General features: G+C 69.5%; 19 protein-coding genes. 6 read left to right on the top strand and 13 right to left on the bottom strand.

The features are described 5' to 3' along the window. Positions 1 to 142: 142 nt before the first annotated feature. Positions 143 to 694, bottom strand: a complete 552-nt coding sequence (locus OG609_RS29465) for a carboxymuconolactone decarboxylase family protein (RefSeq protein WP_327275607.1) — start codon at positions 692 to 694, stop codon at positions 143 to 145. An 81-nt stretch (positions 695 to 775) separates the two neighbouring features. Here OG609_RS29465 and OG609_RS29470 point away from each other — a divergent pair, with 81 nt between their 5' ends. Next, complete coding sequence (locus tag OG609_RS29470; protein WP_327275608.1) at positions 776 to 1279, top strand: MarR family winged helix-turn-helix transcriptional regulator; 504 nt, start codon at positions 776 to 778, stop codon at positions 1277 to 1279. Between the two features lie 27 nt (positions 1280 to 1306). Here the strand turns inward: OG609_RS29470 and OG609_RS29475 are convergent, their stop codons facing one another. After that, positions 1307 to 1954 carry a response regulator transcription factor gene (locus OG609_RS29475; protein ID WP_327275609.1) on the bottom strand — a complete coding sequence of 216 codons (648 nt, stop codon included), beginning with the start codon at positions 1952 to 1954 and terminating at the stop codon, positions 1307 to 1309. Next, the gene (locus OG609_RS29480; RefSeq protein ID WP_327278223.1) at positions 1939 to 3207 is read right to left on the bottom strand and encodes a sensor histidine kinase; all 1269 of its coding nucleotides are present in this window, start codon (positions 3205 to 3207) and stop codon (positions 1939 to 1941) included. The genes OG609_RS29475 and OG609_RS29480 overlap by 16 nt, the downstream gene beginning before the upstream one ends. Before the next feature lie 296 nt (positions 3208 to 3503). Here OG609_RS29480 and OG609_RS29485 point away from each other — a divergent pair, with 296 nt between their 5' ends. After that, positions 3504 to 5642 carry an MMPL family transporter gene (locus OG609_RS29485; RefSeq protein ID WP_327275610.1) on the top strand — a complete coding sequence of 713 codons (2139 nt, stop codon included), beginning with the start codon at positions 3504 to 3506 and terminating at the stop codon, positions 5640 to 5642. A gap of 76 nt (positions 5643 to 5718) precedes the next feature. On the opposite strand, the gene OG609_RS29490 is transcribed toward OG609_RS29485, so the two are convergent. The 4 genes from OG609_RS29490 to OG609_RS29505 form a co-directional block, all read right to left on the bottom strand. Then, positions 5719 to 6339 (bottom strand): winged helix-turn-helix domain-containing protein, encoded by a 621-nt coding sequence (locus OG609_RS29490; RefSeq protein WP_327275611.1) that lies wholly within the window; start codon positions 6337 to 6339, stop codon positions 5719 to 5721. Positions 6340 to 6894: 555 nt separating this feature from the next. Continuing rightward, positions 6895 to 7929: a glutamine synthetase gene (gene glnII / locus OG609_RS29495; RefSeq protein ID WP_327275612.1), complete on the bottom strand. Its 1035-nt coding sequence runs from the start codon at positions 7927 to 7929 to the stop codon at positions 6895 to 6897. 148 nt (positions 7930 to 8077) lie between these two features. Beyond that, positions 8078 to 9208: an ARPP-2 domain-containing protein gene (locus OG609_RS29500; RefSeq protein WP_327275613.1), complete on the bottom strand. Its 1131-nt coding sequence runs from the start codon at positions 9206 to 9208 to the stop codon at positions 8078 to 8080. Further along, positions 9205 to 10695, bottom strand: a complete 1491-nt coding sequence (locus tag OG609_RS29505; protein ID WP_327275614.1) for a hypothetical protein — start codon at positions 10693 to 10695, stop codon at positions 9205 to 9207. Before OG609_RS29505 ends, OG609_RS29500 begins: the two co-directional genes overlap by 4 nt. A 209-nt stretch (positions 10696 to 10904) precedes the next feature. Between OG609_RS29505 and OG609_RS29510 the strand changes: the two genes are divergently transcribed. After that, complete coding sequence (locus tag OG609_RS29510) at positions 10905 to 11816, top strand: Gfo/Idh/MocA family protein (protein WP_327275615.1); 912 nt, start codon at positions 10905 to 10907, stop codon at positions 11814 to 11816. 81 nt (positions 11817 to 11897) lie between these two features. Here OG609_RS29510 and OG609_RS29515 read toward each other — a convergent pair whose 3' ends face one another. Together OG609_RS29515 and OG609_RS29520 are read right to left on the bottom strand one after the other, a co-directional pair. After that, the gene (locus OG609_RS29515) at positions 11898 to 12074 is read right to left on the bottom strand and encodes a hypothetical protein (protein WP_327275616.1); all 177 of its coding nucleotides are present in this window, start codon (positions 12072 to 12074) and stop codon (positions 11898 to 11900) included. 309 nt (positions 12075 to 12383) lie between these two features. Beyond that, the gene (locus tag OG609_RS29520) at positions 12384 to 12833 is read right to left on the bottom strand and encodes a MarR family transcriptional regulator (protein ID WP_385654125.1); all 450 of its coding nucleotides are present in this window, start codon (positions 12831 to 12833) and stop codon (positions 12384 to 12386) included. Between the two features lie 80 nt (positions 12834 to 12913). Here OG609_RS29520 and OG609_RS29525 point away from each other — a divergent pair, with 80 nt between their 5' ends. After that, positions 12914 to 13771: an alpha/beta fold hydrolase gene (locus OG609_RS29525; protein ID WP_327275617.1), complete on the top strand. Its 858-nt coding sequence runs from the start codon at positions 12914 to 12916 to the stop codon at positions 13769 to 13771. Positions 13772 to 13790: 19 nt separating this feature from the next. Here OG609_RS29525 and OG609_RS29530 read toward each other — a convergent pair whose 3' ends face one another. Beyond that, positions 13791 to 14150, bottom strand: a complete 360-nt coding sequence (locus OG609_RS29530) for an arsenate reductase family protein (protein WP_114244178.1) — start codon at positions 14148 to 14150, stop codon at positions 13791 to 13793. Between the two features lie 120 nt (positions 14151 to 14270). On the opposite strand from OG609_RS29530, the gene OG609_RS29535 reads away from it, so the two are divergent. Next, on the top strand, positions 14271 to 14540 hold the full coding sequence (locus tag OG609_RS29535) for a hypothetical protein (RefSeq protein ID WP_093897585.1): 270 nt from the start codon (positions 14271 to 14273) through the stop codon (positions 14538 to 14540). A 95-nt stretch (positions 14541 to 14635) separates the two neighbouring features. Here OG609_RS29535 and OG609_RS29540 read toward each other — a convergent pair whose 3' ends face one another. Then, entirely contained in the window at positions 14636 to 15100 is a 465-nt protein-coding gene (locus tag OG609_RS29540; RefSeq protein ID WP_327275618.1) for a hypothetical protein, read from the bottom strand. Between the two features lie 167 nt (positions 15101 to 15267). On the opposite strand from OG609_RS29540, the gene OG609_RS29545 reads away from it, so the two are divergent. Beyond that, entirely contained in the window at positions 15268 to 15753 is a 486-nt protein-coding gene (locus OG609_RS29545; protein WP_327275619.1) for a hypothetical protein, read from the top strand. Positions 15754 to 15813: 60 nt separating this feature from the next. Here OG609_RS29545 and OG609_RS29550 read toward each other — a convergent pair whose 3' ends face one another. Next, on the bottom strand, positions 15814 to 16716 hold the full coding sequence (locus OG609_RS29550) for a helix-turn-helix transcriptional regulator (protein WP_327275620.1): 903 nt from the start codon (positions 16714 to 16716) through the stop codon (positions 15814 to 15816). A gap of 321 nt (positions 16717 to 17037) precedes the next feature. Beyond that, positions 17038 to 17793: a hypothetical protein gene (locus OG609_RS29555; protein ID WP_327275621.1), complete on the bottom strand. Its 756-nt coding sequence runs from the start codon at positions 17791 to 17793 to the stop codon at positions 17038 to 17040. Positions 17794 to 18038 lie beyond the last annotated feature (245 nt).

The raw sequence follows: 18038 nt of genomic DNA on the forward strand, positions 1-18038 counted from the left end.
CCCACGCCCCCTCCCGGTACGCCGTACCGAACTGGGTGGTGCCCTTCCACAGGTCCTGGTCCGCCCCCGGCGCGCGGTCCGTTCAGTCGGTCGCGGATTTCATGGGAATCTCCATCCGTACACCGGATGGAATGCGCAAGTCTCAGGCGAAGGCCGCCATTTGGGGATCCAATGGCGCCCCGGTCATCCGGTTGCCCAGTGTCGACATCGTGTACGCGCCGATGCCCAGGACCACTTCCAGTGCGTTGCGGGCGGTGTACCCGTGCGCCAGGAACGCCTGGAGCGTCTTCTCGTCGACGGCTCCGGACGTCGCGATCACCGAAAGGGTGAACTTCCTTACGGATTCAAGTCGTTCATCGGGCAGGGCGCGTGCCTCCGGCTCGCGCAGGGCCGTGATCAGCTCGGGGTCCGCACCGAGTGCGGTGAGCTTCGCGGTATGCATCGCCACACAGACGTGGCAGTCGTTGCGGGTCGCCATCGTCATGATCAGGACCTCTCGGGAGAGCGGGTCCAGGGTGGAGGACTCGAAGATGGCGCCGATCTTCAGGAAGCCGTCGAGCAGCTCCGGTGATGCAGCGAGCCGGGCGACGGCGGCGGGTAGATAGCCCTGCTTCTTCGCCACCGCCTCCATGGTGCGGCGGGCGGCGGCGGGGGCGGATTCGAGGGTGTGGTCGGGGAACGCGGATGCGGGCATGGCAGACCTCTCCTGTGGATGCGCACGCTAAAATCGACAACGTGATTGACGAAAAAGTAAACCAGGTTGTCGAGTTTCACAATGGCTGAGCGAGAGGGCGAGCCGGGCGCACGGTCGTCCACGGGCGGCGGGGCGGGCTTCGAGCTGCCCCTGCTGCTGTTCGCCGGATTCCGCTCGATCATCGACGAGTTGCACCATGAGCTGGCCGAGCACGGCCACCCCGACGTGCGGCCCGCGTACGGCTTCGCGCTCCAGGCCGTCGGCCGTGACGGTGCGACCGCCAGCGAGATCGGCCGACGGCTCGGGGTCTCCAAGCAGGCCGCCGGGAAGACCGTCGAGAAGCTCGAAGGTCTCGGGTACGTGGAGCGCGTCGACGATCCCCGGGACGGCCGGCGCAAGCTGGTCCGGCTGACCGTGCGGGGCATCGACGTCCTGGTCAGATCGGCCGAGGGGTTCGACCGGCTGCGCGCCGAATGGGTCCGGGTGCTCGGTGCCGACCGGGTGCGTGCGATGGAGGCCGATCTGCGTGCGATGGCGCCCGCGAGCGCGTTCCGGCTCGATGCGGCGGGGTGGTTCACGGGTTGACTCGACTTCCGGGGCGGCGGGTGTGACTCAGCCCCGGTCCAGATAGGCGAGCACCGCGAGAACACGGCGGTTGTCGTCGTCGGACGGCGGCAGGCCGAGCTTCCCGAAGATGTTCGAGGTGTGCTTGGCCACCGCCCGCTCCGTGATCACCATCTGCGAGGCGATCGCCGCGTTCGAACGGCCTTGTGCCATCAGCCCCATCACCTCCAGCTCGCGCGGAGTCAGCCCGCCCATCGGCTTGTCCTGCGAGCGCCGCGACAGCAACTGCGAGATCACCTGCGGGTCCATCGCGGTGCCGCCCGCGGCGACCCTGCGTACCGCATCGATGAACTGCTCCGCGTCGAAGACCCGGTCCTTGAGCAGGTAGCCGATGCCCCCGTTGCCGTCCGCCAGCAGCTCGCGTGCGTACAGCTGCTCCACATGCTGCGAGAGCACGAGCACCGGCAGCCCCGGCCTGGCCTGCCGGGCCGCCAGCGCGCACTGCAGGCCCTCGTCCGTGTGGGACGGCGGAAGCCGGACGTCGACGACCGCGACGTCCGGCTCCAACTCGGCCAGGGCCCGGGTCAGTTCGGGCCCGGTCTCCACAGCTGCCGCGATCTCGAAGTCGTACGCCTCCAATAGGCGCACCAGCCCGTCGCGCAGCAGGAAGAGATCTTCGGCTAGGACAACTCGCAAGGGATCTCCATGGTCACCATCGTGGGACCGCCCGCAGGGCTGCTGACGGCCATGATGCCGTCGAATGTACCGAGTCGGCGTTCGATTCCGCTCAGGCCCGAGCCGGATCCGACCACCGCACCGCCCCTGCCGTTGTCCGTGACGGAGACCCGTAGCAGGGTGTCCGCGTGGTCGATGTCCACCCAGACGCGTTCGGCCCCCGAGTGCTTGGCGGCGTTCGTCAGCGTCTCGCTCACCGCGAAGTACGCGGCCGACTCGATCGCGGCGTCCGCCCGGCCGCTCAGCTCCACCCGGACCTCCGACTCGAAGGGCAGCCGTAGCGCCAACGCCCGGACCGCGTCCCCGAGTCCGCGTTCGGCGAGGACCGGCGGGTGAATGCCCCGGACCAGATCGCGCAGCTCCGTGAGGGCTTCGGCCGATGACTCGCGGGCCATGGCGAGGAGTTTCTTCGCCTGCGCCGGATCCTTCTCGATGAGCGCCTCCACGGTGCCCAGGTTCATGCCCATGGCGACCAGCCTGGCCTGCGCACCGTCGTGCAGGTCACGCTCGATGCGCCGCAGTTCGGAGGCCGCGGTGTCCACGGCCTCGTGGCGCGTCTCGGTCAGCCGGTCGATGCGCCGGGCCAGTTCCTGCTCCTGGGTGGGGGCCAGCATCGCGCGGGCGATCACGAAGTGCAGCCGCAGCAGTGGTTGGCCGACCAGCAGACCGATCGCGAAGAACACCACACCGAGCGCGGCGGCGGCAAGGCCCGTCGCCTGGCTGTCGACCGGCACGAACGCGTACCAGTAACGGTCGTCGGTGAAGACCCGCCACAACCCGGCCGCCAGGACGAAACCCTCCAGCGGATACACCATCAGCGCCGAGGCCAGGACCGCCACCACATAGCCGGCCGTCATGTCGACCAGCAGCCACCGGATGTCCCGCCAGGTCGCCGGGTCCTTCAGCATCAGCGTGGTCCGCTCCACCTGCCCGGTGAACCCGGTGCGCAGATCCTTCGGGAAGGGGCGGTAGGGGACCGGAATGCGGACGTCGGACCAGGTGACCGCGAGCAGCCGGCGCCGGTTGGCGTGCTTGCGGACCAGCTCCAGTACGTAGGGGGTGGTGACCAGGCCGATGCCCAGCGGGATGAAGGCGATGGAGAGCACCGCCCATACGAAGAGGGTGATCGACCCGGCCAGGCTGGCGATCGACAGCACGACTCCCCGCCCGGCGGCCAGCAGCGCCCTCCGTACCCGGGCCCGTATCGCGTTCATCTCGATCCATCTCCCCTCGCCGGGCCCCGTGTCGGGCCCGTCCGCAGACAGTCTCACCCGGCGGGCTCCCCGGGCGTCAGCCGTTTCGCCACCCGGGCGGGGTGTACCCAGCACCACCCTGCCGACCTCGCCCTATGGCTCCGCGAGAGGGGGCTTCGGCGGCTGGGGCGGGCGGCGTCCCGTTCCTAGATTCATCGACGACGCATTCGACGTCGACTTCCCAGCACTTCCTCGCACTTCCTCGTACTTCTTCCACTTCCATCTGATTCCGTCTGACTTCTGGGGGCGAACACGCCATGAGGCGCAACCTCGCGGCACGCATCGGTGTGTGGAGCGCACACCACCGTAAGACCGCCATTCTCGGCTGGCTGCTCTTCGTCGTGCTCGCCACGGGCATCGGCGGCGCATCCGGTCTGGTCGAGATGTCCGACTCGGAGAACGCCGCGGGTGATTCGGCGCGGGCCGAACAGATCCTCGACGACGCCGGGCTGGGGCAGCCCGCCGGCGAGCTGGTCATGGTGTCCACCGCGAAGGCGGGTGACTGGCAGGACGCCGCCCGCGAGGTCTCCGCCGCCATCGGGAGGACCGGCGAGGTGGCGAACCTCACAGCGCCGATCCCTTCCGAGGACGGCAAGGACGCGCTGATCACCTTTGACATGAAGGGGGACGCGGCGACGGCACCGGACAGGGTGCAGCCCGTGCTCGACGCCGTGTCCGCCGTCCGCGCGGACCACCCCGACGCCACCATCCACCAGTTCGGCGAAGCCAGTGCCGGGAAGTGGCTCGGCGATCTGCTCTCGGAGGACTTCAAGAAGGCCGAGTTCACCGCCGTACCCCTGGCCCTGGGCATTCTGCTGGTCGCCTTCGGCGCCGTCGTCGCGGCGCTGCTCCCCGTCGGGCTGGCACTGACCGCGTGCATGGCCGCCTTCGGACTGCTGTCGCTCGCCAGCCACCAATTGCACCTGTTCCAGACCACGTACTCCGTGATGTTTCTGATGGGCTTCGCCGTCGGCGTCGACTACTGCCTCTTCTACCTGCGGCGCGAGCGCGACGAGCGGGCGGCGGGACGCGATGCCGAGACGGCGCTGCGGATCGCGGCGGCGACCAGCGGCCGGGCCGTGCTCGTCTCCGGGCTCACGGTCATGGTCGCGATGGCCGGCATGTTCCTGTCCGGACTGATGCTGTTCAAGGGCTTCGCCCTTGCCACGATCATCGTGGTCTTCATCGCGATGCTCGGCTCGGTGACGGTGCTGCCCGCGCTGCTGTCCTGGCTGGGCGACCGGATCGACGCGGGACGTGTGCCGTTCCTCAACCGGCGGGGGAGCCGACGCGACAACCGGCGCGTACGCACCAGTGGCGGGGGCGTCGCCGCGGTGCTGAAGCCCGTCCTGGCCAGGCCGAAGATCTTCGCGGTCGCCTCGGTCGTCGTGCTGCTCGCCCTGGCCGCGCCCGCCCTCGGCATGAAGACCGAACAGCTGGGCCTGGAGAAGCAGTTCGGCTCGGACTCGCAGCTTTCTGTCGCCTACCGGCAGATCGACGAGAGCTTCCCCGGCGGCCCCGCTCCGGCGCGAGTGGTGGTCAAGGCCGAGGACATCGAGGCGCCCGCGCTGCGCAAGGCCTTCGACGGCTTCGACGAGGTGACCGTCCACAAGGCGCAGAACGTCGCCGAGATCGAGGTGCCGCTCCCCGACGGCGAGGCCGGCCTTTCCGAGCTGCGCAAGGAGCGGCTGCCCGCCGCGTTCGACGGGACCGGGGCCCAGGTGTACGTGACCGGGGAGATCGCCGGGTCCGTCGACTTCAACGACCAGCTGAAGCGCGGCATCGTCCCCGTCTTCGCCTTCATCACGGCGGTGACCTTCCTGCTGATGCTGTTCTGCTTCCGCTCGTACGTCATCGCCGTGACCTCGATCCTGCTCAACCTCCTCTCCGTGGCTGCCGCGTACGGAGTGATGGTCGCCGTCTTCCAGCACGGCTGGGGGGCCTCGCTGATCGGCTCGGAGGGGGTCGGCGCGATCGAGGCGTGGATTCCGCTGTTCGTCCTGGTCGTCCTCTTCGGACTCTCCATGGACTACCACGTGTTCGTGGTCTCCCGGATCCGTGAGGCCCGCGACCGCGGTCTGCACACCCGGGCCGCGATCGACGAGGGCATCCGGCGGACGGCGGGTGCGGTGACCGGCGCGGCCCTGATCATGGTCGCGGTGTTCGCGGTCTTCGGGACGCTGTCGATGCAGGACATGCAGCAGATGGGCGTCGGCCTCGCCGTCGCGGTGCTGCTGGACGCCACGATCGTACGGATGGTCCTGCTGCCCTCCGTGATGGCGCTGCTCGGGGAGCGGAACTGGCGAACCCCGCGCGGACTGACCCGACTGCCGGGCCTGGAGCACGGCGAGCCGGAGACGGGCGAGGTTCCGGTGGGTTCGGGGGCGCGGGGCTGACCGGCCGTCCGGCGCATGGGAGCGGCCCTGGTCCGGCGTACCGGACCAGGGCCGCTCCCATGCGCCTTCGACGCCGTCAGGGGGCGTACTTGTAGCCGACACGCCGCACCGTTTGGATCGACCGGCGGTGCTCGACACCCAGCTTGCGGCGCAGCCGGGCGACATGGACGTCCACGGTGCGTCCGTCGCCCACATGTCCGTAGCCCCAGACCGTGGTCACCAACTGGTCGCGGGTGTGCACCCGGTGAGGGTGCGCGACCAGATGGGCGAGCAGCTCGAACTCCAGGAAGGTGAGGTCGAGTGTGTTCCCGTCCACCGTCGCGGTGCGCTGTACGGGGTCGATGCGCACCGCACCCGCGGACGGGTCCTCCACCGGCGACGGCACCACGTACTGGGCGGCCGCAGCGGCAGCGGCGGTGACGGCCGGCTGCTGATCGGCCGGTACGAGCACCAGGTACCCGATCATCGGCGGCCGGCCCGGCAGCGCCGGAACGGTGTGCTGGGGTGCGGGCAGCCAGGTGGCACCCGGCGGCAGGAACTCGGCCACATCGGCCAGCTGGACGACCTCATCGGGGTCGACGGCGCGCAGCCGGTGGCGGTTGGAGGAGAGGGAGCGGGCGGAGTTGGTGGCCGCAGCGGTCGCCGGAGGCGCCGCGGTGGCAGCGGCTGCGGCGGAGAAGGTACGAGTGTTCGCCATGAGGGTCAGCTCTTTCGCGCGAAGGAGTCGTCGATGGACGGACTTGCTTGCGTGCGCGCGGACCGAAGGCCGGGTGAGCGGCTTTAGAGGGCCTGCGCGTTCAACGCGCGGCAACACACCCGGTCGAAGTCGTGGTGCTGACGGGACGGCCAGAACGGTTCGAGGTCGCTGCGACCTGTCGAGGTGTACTGGATGCTGGCCATGTCCCCATTGAACCAGAGAACGCGACGGCGCAGCAGGCCTCGCTCACTCGTCGATACGGACCCGTCGCGTTACGTTCCTCACCTCGGGCTGCCGCAACCGATGAGCCGCCATCCGCCTCGCCCCCAGATGGCAGCGGTTACCGGATCCCCTGCTCCTCGTATGTTCCGTCGAGCAGTTCCCGTACCCGGTGTTCGAGGCGGATGGTCCGCCCCGGCCACAGCGGCCCCTCGAAACCCTCGGTCTGCACCGCCGCCACCTCGGCGGCCGCCTCGACCAGCTGCGGATCGTACGGTGGCTGCCCGGCGTGGAGCAGCGAGTGGGCGCCCCCTCGTGCGGAACGGCGGAACGGGATCAGACCTGGTCGGCCTTCTCCAGCGCGGTGCAGCAGGTGTCCACGATCAGCCGCGTGACGACGTACGGGTCGACGTTGGCGTTCGGGCGGCGGTCCTCGATGTAGCCCTTCTGGTCCTGCTCGACCTGCCACGGGATACGGACCGACGCGCCGCGGTCGGAGACGCCGTAGCTGTACTCGTTCCACGGGGCGGTCTCGTGCAGACCCGTCAGACGGTCGTCGATGCCCGCGCCGTAGTTCTTGACGTGGTCCATCGGCTTCGACCCCTCGCCCAGGGACTCGCACGCGGTGATGACCGCGGCATAGCCCTCGCGCATCGCCTTGGTGGAGAAGTTGGTGTGCGCACCCGCGCCGTTCCAGTCGCCCTTGACCGGCTTCGGGTCGAGGGTCGCGGAGACGTTGAAGTCCTCGGCGGTGCGGTACAGCAGCCAGCGGGCGATCCACAGCTGGTCGGAGACCTCCAGCGGGGACAGCGGGCCGACCTGGAACTCCCACTGGCCGGGCATGACCTCGGCGTTGATGCCGCAGATGCCGAGGCCCGCCTCCAGGCAGTTGTCGAGGTGCTTCTCGACGATCTCGCGGCCGAAGATCTCGTCCGCGCCGACACCGCAGTAGTAGCCGCCCTGCGCGGCCGGGAAGCCGCCCGCGGGGAAGCCGAGCGGGCGGTGGCCGTCGAAGAAGGTGTACTCCTGCTCGATGCCGAAGATCGGCTCCTGGCCGGCGAACTGCTCCGCCACCGGACGCAGCACGGCACGGGTGTTGGACTCGTGCGGCGTCATGTCGATGTTGAAGACCTCGCACAGGACGAGAACGTCGTCGCCGCCGCGGATCGGGTCCGGACACGCGAAGACCGGCTTCAGCACCCGGTCGGAGGCGTGGCCCACGGCCTGGTTGGTGCTCGAACCGTCGAAGCCCCAGATCGGCAGCTCCGCGACATCCTGCGACGGGCTTCCGGCCATGATCTTCGTCTTCGAACGGAGCTTGGCGGTCGGCTCGGTGCCGTCGATCCAGATGTACTCAGCCTTGAACGTCACGGAAGCCATCCTTTGCGGGTGCTGCGGTGTTGCGGTCCGGTCTATGCAGCGCAGCTTCGCAAGACGCGATTTCCCGTCCGTTGCCCGAATGTGAACCCCGTGTTACCGAGGTTTCCTGCGTTATGCGCGGGCCCTGAGCAGCGACCGATCACGCGCGGGCCCTGAGCAGCGACTCGAAACCGGCGGCACGGATCCGGCGCACCAGTTCCTCCTCGGTGGTGCCCAGCGCCACGGCCGCCTGCGAGAGCCGCCAGTCCGCGTCGGAGAGCCGGTGCAGCAGATGACCACGTCTGATCTGGGCCTCGGACAGCCGGAACGTCTTCAGATACGCGACCTGCCCCTTGTGATCGGTGATCGTCTCACCGATGTGCTGCCCCTCCCCATTGCGCAGGAACGGCGGCAGGAACCGCCACAGTGTGAACGAGCCCATCCGGTACACCCGGTCGAAGGTGTACGAGGTGTCCAGCAGCTCACGGGCGAACAGGGTGTCGTGCGCCTCGGCCCACTCCCGCTCCTGCGCCCGCGCCGCCGCCCGAAGACCGGCGAGCGACCGCAGATGCGGTCCATCGGAAATCCGCGCCGCGAATTCCGCCACCGGCGCGCCGTACAGTGCGTACTGGTGGACCAGTTCCCCGTACAGATCCTGTACGAGCGAAGGGTGCAGCAGACGGTAGTCGTCCGGGTGCGGCAGAACGAAGGCGGCAGCGAGCGCATCGGCCGCGTACACCATCACCCCGCACTGGCCGGGATGGATCTCGAAGGCCCGCAGCGCGTCGCCGAGCCCGCGCACCGACCACCCCATGTACGCGTCCTCGGCACGCGGCGAAAGCCCGTCGCGCAGCGCCTGCCGCGACCACTCCTCCCAGGCGACCGCGGGGCCACCGAAGTGCAGGGCGAGATAGCCCTCCATCGCGAGGTGCAGCGGCAGGAAGCGCAGCCGGTCGCCCGGCTGCCGCTTGGCCATGCGGTGGTGGCGGTTGCGGTGGAGCCGTGCGGTCCGGGGCGGGTTCCCGGGCGAGTTGCCCGTGCCCAGCTGCGTACCGTACGCGGCGGACCGGACGCCCTCGCCGGACCAGTCGGCGACGAAGCCGTGCGGGATGTACGAGGTGTAGTGCGTGCGCGGACCGACGTCCACGACACCGTTCCCGTAACCCGTGTAGATCTCCCGGTGCAGCCGAAGCCCCTCGACCGGCTGCTCGCGCACCAGCGGCACCAGCCGGATGCCGCCCCACACCTGGGCGGGGCGGGCGGCGAGCCCGGCAAGTTCAAGCCTGTTCACGATGCGGCTCCCGCCTTCTCCCCACTCACGAAACGTGCCACCTGCCGGTCCAGATAGGCGTACAGGGCCGCCGGTCCCGTGAGTCCCTCGGCGAACTGTGCGATCTCCACCAGCGCCGGCAGGTCCTCCGCGTCCCGGATCCCGGCCGTGGGCACGCCCTGCGCGAGGCGTCGCACATCGAAACCGTCCGCGTCGTATACGGGGTTCACATGCACCACAGCAGTTCGCCGGTCCGGATCGAGCCGGCTCCGCCACACCCGCAGCACCTCGCCCGCGAGTCCGGGCGGCGCGTTGTCCCAGCCGTCCGAGACGATGACCAGCCGGTCCGGGCCGTGCTCCAGAGCATCCAGTACGCGGGTGCCGAGCGGGGTCGGGCCCCAGGGCCTGACCAGCAGCGGATCTGTGCCGCCCGAGGTCCACAGCGGGATGTACGCGCCCGGCGCCGCCAGCGCCTCCAGCAGGAAGTGGCAGGCCAGCGCCACGGCCAGCGGACGGCGCCGCTTCTCGCCCGACCCGGACGACGAGTAGCTGTCGTCCAGCACGGCGGCGACCCGGCCCCAGCTCCCGGCGTGCGGGCCCGCCGCTCGGCGAGCGGCGGTCCGCAGGGCATGGGTGAGCTCCTTGCGGTGGAGCCCGCGCACCTCGAAGCCGAGCGACAGGACGTACAGGGCGAGCCGGGTCAGCGGCATCACCGTCAGGTCGATATCCGTGGGCAGCCGCACGTCGTCTCCGGTGCTGCGCTGCCCCTGGGTCCGCAGCCGCTCCAGGCGGGTCATCCGGGGCACCATCCGCTCCAGGAACACCTCGCGCTTCATCCCGTGCCGGGCGGCGAAGCCCTCGGCCACGGTGAACGGCAGCTCGTCGACGGCGCCCTGCTCGTAGTGGGCGCGCCGCCACGCGTCGAGCAGCTGGTGCCGGTAGCGCGGCCGCCGCCCCGGCCGGAACAGGAAATCCCCGGTCTCGCCCGGCTCACCGGGCCCGCCGAACCGGAGGTGGACATGGCGGGCGGCGGTCTTCAGACCGGCGCGGTACTTCACGGCATCGTGCGCCGGATCCGGCCGGGCGGCCAGCCAGTCGCGCATGATCGCGCGGGTGCGCCGGTTGTTCACCTTGGCCCCGCGCAGCGCCCGGAACAGCCGGTACACGCGCTGCGGCGGCAGCTTCGCCAGCCGGGCGGCGATCAGCCGGCCCTCGGTGCGCTTCTCCTCGGCGTTCGCGTCGGCGGCGCTCTCCAGCAGGCCCTGGGCGATGCGCACGGCGTTGTGGTCGTTGATGTCGAGGGCGAGCGCGGCGGCGTACACCCGGCGATAGTTGACCCGTACGTACTCATGGAGGAAGTCCAGCGAAAGCCGCTGTTGATACGCCGTCGAGCGGAACTCACGCTGTCCGGTCGCGGTGATCGCCGCGTTGACGAAGAGGAGTACGTCCTCGGCCGCGACGAGGTCGGCACCGGTCCCGGTGCGAGTGGTCTCGGTGCTGGTCGCCATGGTTTCCCCCGTGGTGTCACGCGCCGCCGTACGCGGGGGCGGAGCGCCGGCCGGGGAATGGGGGCGCGAACAGCGAAATCACTGCTTCAGAGGCAAGTCCCGGAAGTCGCGCCGGAGTCCCGCGGCCGGCACCGCAAACGTAGCCACTGAAGCCCACTCTGCGCCAACTCAATACGGGAGTGGTCCGGCTGACCCGGCAGACTTGCCCCATGACGACACTTCCCGCGACCCCCCTGCGCATCGGCCTCGTCGGTACGGGCCCCTGGGCCCGGAACACCCAGGCCCCAGCTCTCGCCGCCCACCCCGGCGTCGCACTGAGCGGCGTGTGGGGCCGACGCCCCGAGGCCGCGAACGCGCTGGCCGCCGCCCACGGCACCACGGCGTACACCGGTGAGGACGGCATCGACGAGCTCTTCGCAGCCAGCGACGCCATCGCGTTCGCCGTGCCGCCGGACGTCCAGGCCCCGCTCGCCGCCCGCGCCGCGGCCACCGGCCGCCATCTGCTGATGGACAAGCCGGTGGCGACCACCGTCGCCGGAGCCCGCGAGGTCGCCCGCGCCGCCGAGGAGAGCGGGGTCGCGTCCGTCGTCTTCTGCACCCTGCGGTTCGCGGCCGAGACGTCCACCTGGATCGCCGAACAGGCCGCTCTGGACGGCTGGTTCACCGCCCGCGCCGAGTGGATCGGTGCGCTGTTCGCCCCCGGCACGGCCAGCGAGTACGCCGCCTCGCCCTGGCGCCGCGAGAAGGGCGGCCTGTGGGACGTCGGCCCGCATGTCCTGTCGGTCCTGATCCCGGTACTGGGCGACGTGACACACCTGACCGCGGCCCGCGGCCCGTCCGACACCACCCATCTGATCCTTCGCCACACCTCCGGCGCGTCCAGCACGGTGACGCTCGCACTGGGTGCCCCGGTGGGCGCGGTAGGCACGGAGATCGAGCTCAAAGGCGAACAGGGAGTCGCCGCGCTGCCGCGGTGGGGCGACGCGGTCGGTTCCTTCCGGGCAGCGGTGGACGCACTGATCGATTCGGTACACACGGGGGAGCCGCATCCCTGCGACGTCCGGTTCGGACTACGCCTGACGGAACTGCTGGCCGAGGCGGAGATGCAGTCGGGGGTATAGGGAGACGAGGCTCGGGGCCGGGCCGGGCCGGGCCGGTACAGGGGAGGCGGCACGGCCCGCCGCCCCGTACGGGCTCCGCGGCTACATCAACCGCGTCCGGAGCCGCAGCCAGCCTTCGGCCTCGGTCCTCAGTGCCAAGTCCTGCCCGCCCCGGCGCAGTTGCTCACCGGCGGCCATGGAGAGAGCCTTGGCCCGACGGGACCTGTTGATCGCCGCGATGTGCTCCCGGGTGTACGCGGTGGCGTCCCGGGTTGCCACCTCGGCCCGGGACGCCGGGATGGCGTCGAGAACGCACGCTGCCAGGCGAACTCGACGAGATCGTAACCACGCAGCCGCTGACCCTCGGCGCCGCTTTCCACGAAGCCGTCGCCGAGCAGTGCCGTGACTTCGTCGGGGGTGGAAGTGGCATCGGCGCCGCCCACGGTGCCGGTGACGACGAAGTCGCTGAAGAAGGTCATGCCGGGGGAGTCGGGGCGGGGCATGCGGGGATCTCCGTTTCGTCGAGCAGTCGGTCCGAGTGGTGGACGGGAACAGGCTCACGGAGTGTCCCCTCCGCCGTTGCGGTGGTCAGGGAACGATGGTGACCGCCTGGTGCGCGGCGGACAGGAAGCGCCGGACCGCGGCCGTCTCGCTCTCGTCGAACTCGCGCAGCACGGCCACCGTGTCGTCGATCAGCGGCCCGAAGAAGGACCGTCCCAGCTCCACCGCCCGTGGCGTCACGTTCAGCAGCACCCGTCGCCGGTCACGAGGATCACGCGTGCGTTCGAGGTGGCCCAGGCGCTCCAGGCGGTCGATGACCGAGGTGGTGCCCGCTGAGTTGAGGCCAAGCTGCGCGCCGAGCCATCCGGCGGTGGCGTCCGTACCGGCCCGCTCGGCGTCCAGCAGGCAGATCAGGGCCCGCACATCGGTGGAATGCATGCCGTGCCGGGCCGCGAAATCGGCCTGGCGCAGACCGAATTCGACCGTCACCTTGCGCAGCAGATGGACGATCTCCATTTCGGGGCCTTGTTCGATCACCCGGTCCCTCCCTCTCGACCCACCGATATTATCTCGCTGAGCGAGATAATATCGGAAGCATCCGACCGGGGAGGCATCCCATGACCACCATCACGTCATTCCTCGCTGCGTACGACGGAGTCCTGGCGGCCAAGTGGCCGGCCGGCACACACAGCAGCCGGGTCCCCACCTCGTACGGCATCACCCACATCAACAGTTGCGGCCCCGAGAATGCTCCGCCCCTGGTGCTGCTGGCCGGCGGTGGCTCCACCTCCACCGTCTGGTACGCACAGGCCGCCCGCCTGGGCCGCACCCATCGCGTCCACGCCGTCGACCTCATCGGTGACCCGGGGCGCAGCGTGGCGGGGGAGCGCCCGATCCGTACGGTGGAGGACCTGATGGCGTGGCTCGATGCGGTGCTGGACGGCCTGGGCGTCGACCGCGGCGTGCTGTGCGGGCATTCGTACGGGGCCTGGATCGCCCTCCACTACGCCCTGCACGCGCCGCCCCACCGCGTCCGGAAGCTGATCCTCCTCGACCCGACCCAGTGCTTCGCCGGTTTCCGGCCCGGCTATCTGCTGCATGCGCTGCCGATGCTGCTCCGCCCCGGCGCGGAACGGACACGCGCCTTCCTGGAGTGGGAGACAGGCGGAGCGGCGCTCGACCCGGCGTGGCTGCAACTGCGCTACGCGGCAGCCTGCTTCCCGTCCGTCCGTCCCGTCACCGGACCCCGACCCGCACCCGAGGCCCTGGGCCGACTGGACGTACCGACCCTGATCCTGCTCGCCGAAGCCGGCCGTGCCCACGACCCGGCCCGCGTCGCCGCCGCGGCGGCCCGGCTGCTTCCGCACGCGCAGACGGCGACGATTCCCGGCGCGACGCACCACACCCTGCCGCTGCACGAGCCGACGGCCGGCGAACTGAACCGCAGGATGGAGGACTTCCTGATGACCCGGTAGCTCTCGCCGCGCGGGGTGCTCAGCGCTCCATGGCGTCCCGTACCGCCTCGTCCGTGCGCGCCACGACGGCGGTGCCGTCGTCCGCCGTGATGATCGGCCGCTGGATCAGCTTCGGGTGCCCGGCGAGCGCCGAGATCCACCGTTCCCTCGAACCGGCCTCGCGCGGCCACTCCTTGAGTCCGAGCTCCTTCGCGTCCGCTTCCTGCGTCCGCGTGATGTCCCACGGCTCCAGCCCGAGCCGGTCGAGCACGGCCCGGATCTCGTCCGGCGACGGCACATCCTCCAGGTAGCGGCGGACGGTGTACTCGGCGCCCTCCGCATCGAGCAGTTGCACCGCGCTGCGGCACTTGGAACAGGCGGGATTGATCCAGATCTCCATGGGGCCAACGATACGGGAGGGACGGTGCGAAAGCCCTTCTGGCCAGGGACGATTGTCAGTGGTGGGCCGTAAAATAGAGGTAGTTCGTGAGGGTTTCACGACCGTGCCAGGAGGTTGCCCATGGCCGTTGCCGCAGTCACGACCAAGCCGCTCCACAAGCCCCTGCAGAAGAAGCCGCTCCCCGCGGGCCGGCCCCGCGAGTGGTACGTCTCCCACAATCGCCGCCTGAAGGCCATGCGCCTGGCGATCGCCCTGCTCGACACGGGCGTCTACTACCCGTCGACCGCGACCAACGACAAGATACGTACGACTGCCGAGCGCATCGGCATCCACCCGCCGTCCGACACGACGTGCCGCATGGTCCGCGCCCTGATCCGCTACGGCCGCTGACGGTGGCGGCCGGCGGCTGACGACCGACTGCTCACGCACCCGAAGCCTGTGCCCCCGGAACCCCGGGGGCACAGGCGCGTACGACCGCATCCGGCTCAGAACCCGCTGCAGGTGGCAGTGGCAAAGGCCCCGGACGCCGAGGCCGTCCGGACGGTCCCGTCGTCCACTGTCACGGCGCAGGCGACCTCGCCACCCGACTCCCCGAGCGTGACGGCGAAGGAGCCGCCCTTCATGAAGCCCTTGGTTTTCAGCTCCCCGGCCCACGGCAGCGTCCGCAGAGTCAGCCGTGCGGTCGACAGGTCGCCGTCCTGCCAGGTGGGGTAGGTGACCGTGACGTCCTTGGCGGTGCCGGTGACCTCGTACGTGATCCGCAGGGGCTTCGTCCCCTCCCTCGACAGCTCCCCGGTGACCACCGCGACGGCCGCGGCACCGCCACACGCCAGTACCAGCACGACGACCAGCACCACCCAGGGCCACTGCCGCCGGAGACGGGGCTGTGGCTGCGGCTGGGTCCATGACTGGTCCGGGTTGCCGCCCGGGTCCGGGTCCTGGTCGCTCATGCCACCAGACTCGGCCGTCGTCCGACACGCCGCGACTCCACGGGGCAGCCGCCCCCTGACGTACGACCTCCGCTCAGGCCCGGTCCATCACCCGTCCGGCGTACGCGGCATGCGGCCCCGCCCGCAGCCCCTTTGACTGGGGCGATGGGTCAGTACTGGGAGGCACGATGATGAGGAAAGCCGCACAAGGTCTGTGGGCCGTACTGCTGACGACGGCCGTGATGTCGACGGCCGCCGCGTGTTCCGACGGCGGCGGCAAGGCCTCCAGCACGGCGTCCAAAGCCGCGTCCGCCGCGGCGTCGGTGGCATCCAGGGGTTCCGACGTAGTGGCCTCGGCGACAGCCGCCGCAGGCGAGAAGCTGAAGGGCTTCAAGAACGGCGTGAACGCCAAGAGCGACGTCAGGCTGGGCACGCCGAGCACCGGCCACGACGGCCGCGCCACTGCGAAGGTCACGGTGACGAACAGCGCCGACTCGGCGAAGTCGTACGCCGTGCAGATCAACTTCCGCGACCCGAGCGGCAATCTGCTCGACACGGTGGTGGTGACGGTCGACGACGTCGGCCCGAAGGCCTCCAAGGACGCTACGGCCCGCAGCAACCGCAAGCTGTCGGGCGACATCAAGGCCGACGTGGGAACCGCCCTGCGGCACTGATCGCGGATCGCGCCACAACCGCCTACATTTCATGGCTGGTTTCCCTGCCGGGCAGCCCTGTCAGTAGTGGCTGTTCCGCTGCTCTGATGAGGCCGGCCTCCGAAGCGCGTACCACGGCGGCGTCTGCACCCGGTGAGGCCGGCAGGAAAGCGCCGTCAGTTTGTTCTCGGTGCCGGTGCCGGGTTGCGGGATCTCGAGAATGATCCGCTGATCCGAGCAGTCGTCGACAATGAGCGCGCTCTCCTCCAGCACCATACGACCGACGAAAGGATGGCGCACTTCCCGAGCGGTGGCATGGTGCCTTTCGATTTCGTGCTGCTGCCACCAATTGTGGAATTCCGGGCTGTTCCGGCTCAGTTCGCTGACCAGTGTGGTGAACCACGGTTCGTGGACGTACAAACCGGTGGCCGCGCGGAACTTGGCCAGTACGGATCGGGCGCTCGGCTCCCAGTTCTGAATCAGTTCACCCATATAGCCGCCGAAGAACAGCCACAGCATGTGCCGGTGTTCAGGGGGGATTTTTGTGAGATCACCGTAGACATCGGTTCTTGCCTGGTTCCAGGCAAGAATATTGAATCGGGGACCGAGAACGAATGCCGGATGCGGATGCTGGCTGTCCAGAATGCGTTGGAGAGCCGGAGACACACCGTCCGCGGGAACGCTCGCGCTGGAACGGGCGTCACTGTTCGCCAAGGCCAGGAGATAGTCGCGCTCATCGGCGCTGAGGCGAAGAGCTTCGGCCAACGAATTGAGGACCTGGTCGGAGACCCGGATGTTACGGGCCTGTTCGAGGCGGGCGTACCAGCAGGCGCTGATCCCCGCAAGGTCGGCGACGTCTTCCCGCCGCAGGCCGGGGGTTCGCCGTGATGCTCGTGACGGAAGGCCGACCTCTTCCGGCTGAAGGGCCAGCCGTCGTGTTCTGAGGAAGTCCGCGAGCTCTGCTCGCCGTTGGTCGTAATTCATCCGTTGTTCCCTCTGCTGGGCGACTGTTGCGGATGGTTATTACCTGGGACCTCTACTCCCAGGATAGTCGGTTTCCGGATGCGCGCTCTGCGACGCGTGTGGCTGCTGCTGGAAGGGCGTCGAACGGCGAGCAAGCCCTGTTACCGGCTCCGGACGGATGACCGGGGCTACACCCGGGCTGCACCGGATCACCATCGCCTGTGTGCTGCAATGCCGCAGGGCCCGGCGCCGCGACGTGGTCGCAGCACCGGGCCCTGTTACGTCCGGCCACACCACAAAGGGTCCGGCAGCGAGCTGCCGGACCCTTCACGCGGGGTTGAGTTAGCGGTTCCCTCGCCCTTCTCCGCGGTTGCCCTGCCCATGATGCTTCTTACCCTGCTCTTGCTTCTGGCTCTGGCCTGTTTGGGCCTGGCTCTGGCCCGTTTGGGCCTGGCCTACCGGGAGTCCCGACCGAAGCTGCGCAAGCATGGCCGAGCAGCCGACGGTGGCTGCCACCTTGTTGTTGAATGCGGTGGCGTAATCCGCCCGGAAGGCCGCGCTCTTGTCGGCGTTGTTCTTGAACAGGTCGATCTTCTGCCTGCACGTTGCGTCGCCGTCGTTCTCCCCGGCGGCGAGCGCCTGCTCCCGATCGGCGGCTGTGCCCGGAACCTGTGTGCCGGTTCCCGGAGGAACCGTTGTGCCCGTTGTTGTGGGCGGCTTGACAAGGTTCAGGCAACCCTGTTGGTTCGCACCCTCTTGGGCTGTAACGGTTTCGTCGGCCTTGACCACTGCCACTGCGCCGACCGCTCCAGCGCCGTCAGCTGTCGCAGTCGTGATCGGGCGTTTCCCGCTGAAGAAGGTGACCACTTGCCCAGCGGTGAAGCCGGCGCCCTTTATGGTCGCGCTCTCATTCGGGTCTTCGATTCCAGAAACCGAACAGGAGGCTGTCGGAGCGATCGAAGGGTGTGAAGCGGCCCCCGATGCTGCACTCTTGCCAGGAGTTGCGGCGTGCGCCTCGGCGGAGATTGCTGGTGCCAGCGCGAGTGACGCACCCAGCGGGACACCGACCAGGGCGAGAATTCGCTTCTTTCCTTGCATGAGATTCCCCTTTGTGATGGGTCCGAGCAAGAAAAAGCGTTGCATGAGGGCTGATGCGCAACAAGAGACCGCTCATCCTAGGAGTGGCAGTGTCAGGTTTATCCCGTGCAGGTTGCGAATTCGGGGGTGACGTATTACTCGTCCAGGAAGAATGGGGCGGTCAATTCCGTTCCCCCATCCAGTGGGGTGACGCCTGGTCAGCCAACGCGCGGGGCGCGTTCGCGTCCTGTGCTCCCCGACACCGC

It is taken from the genome of Streptomyces sp. NBC_01224, assembly GCF_036002945.1.
Classification (GTDB): domain Bacteria; phylum Actinomycetota; class Actinomycetes; order Streptomycetales; family Streptomycetaceae; genus Streptomyces.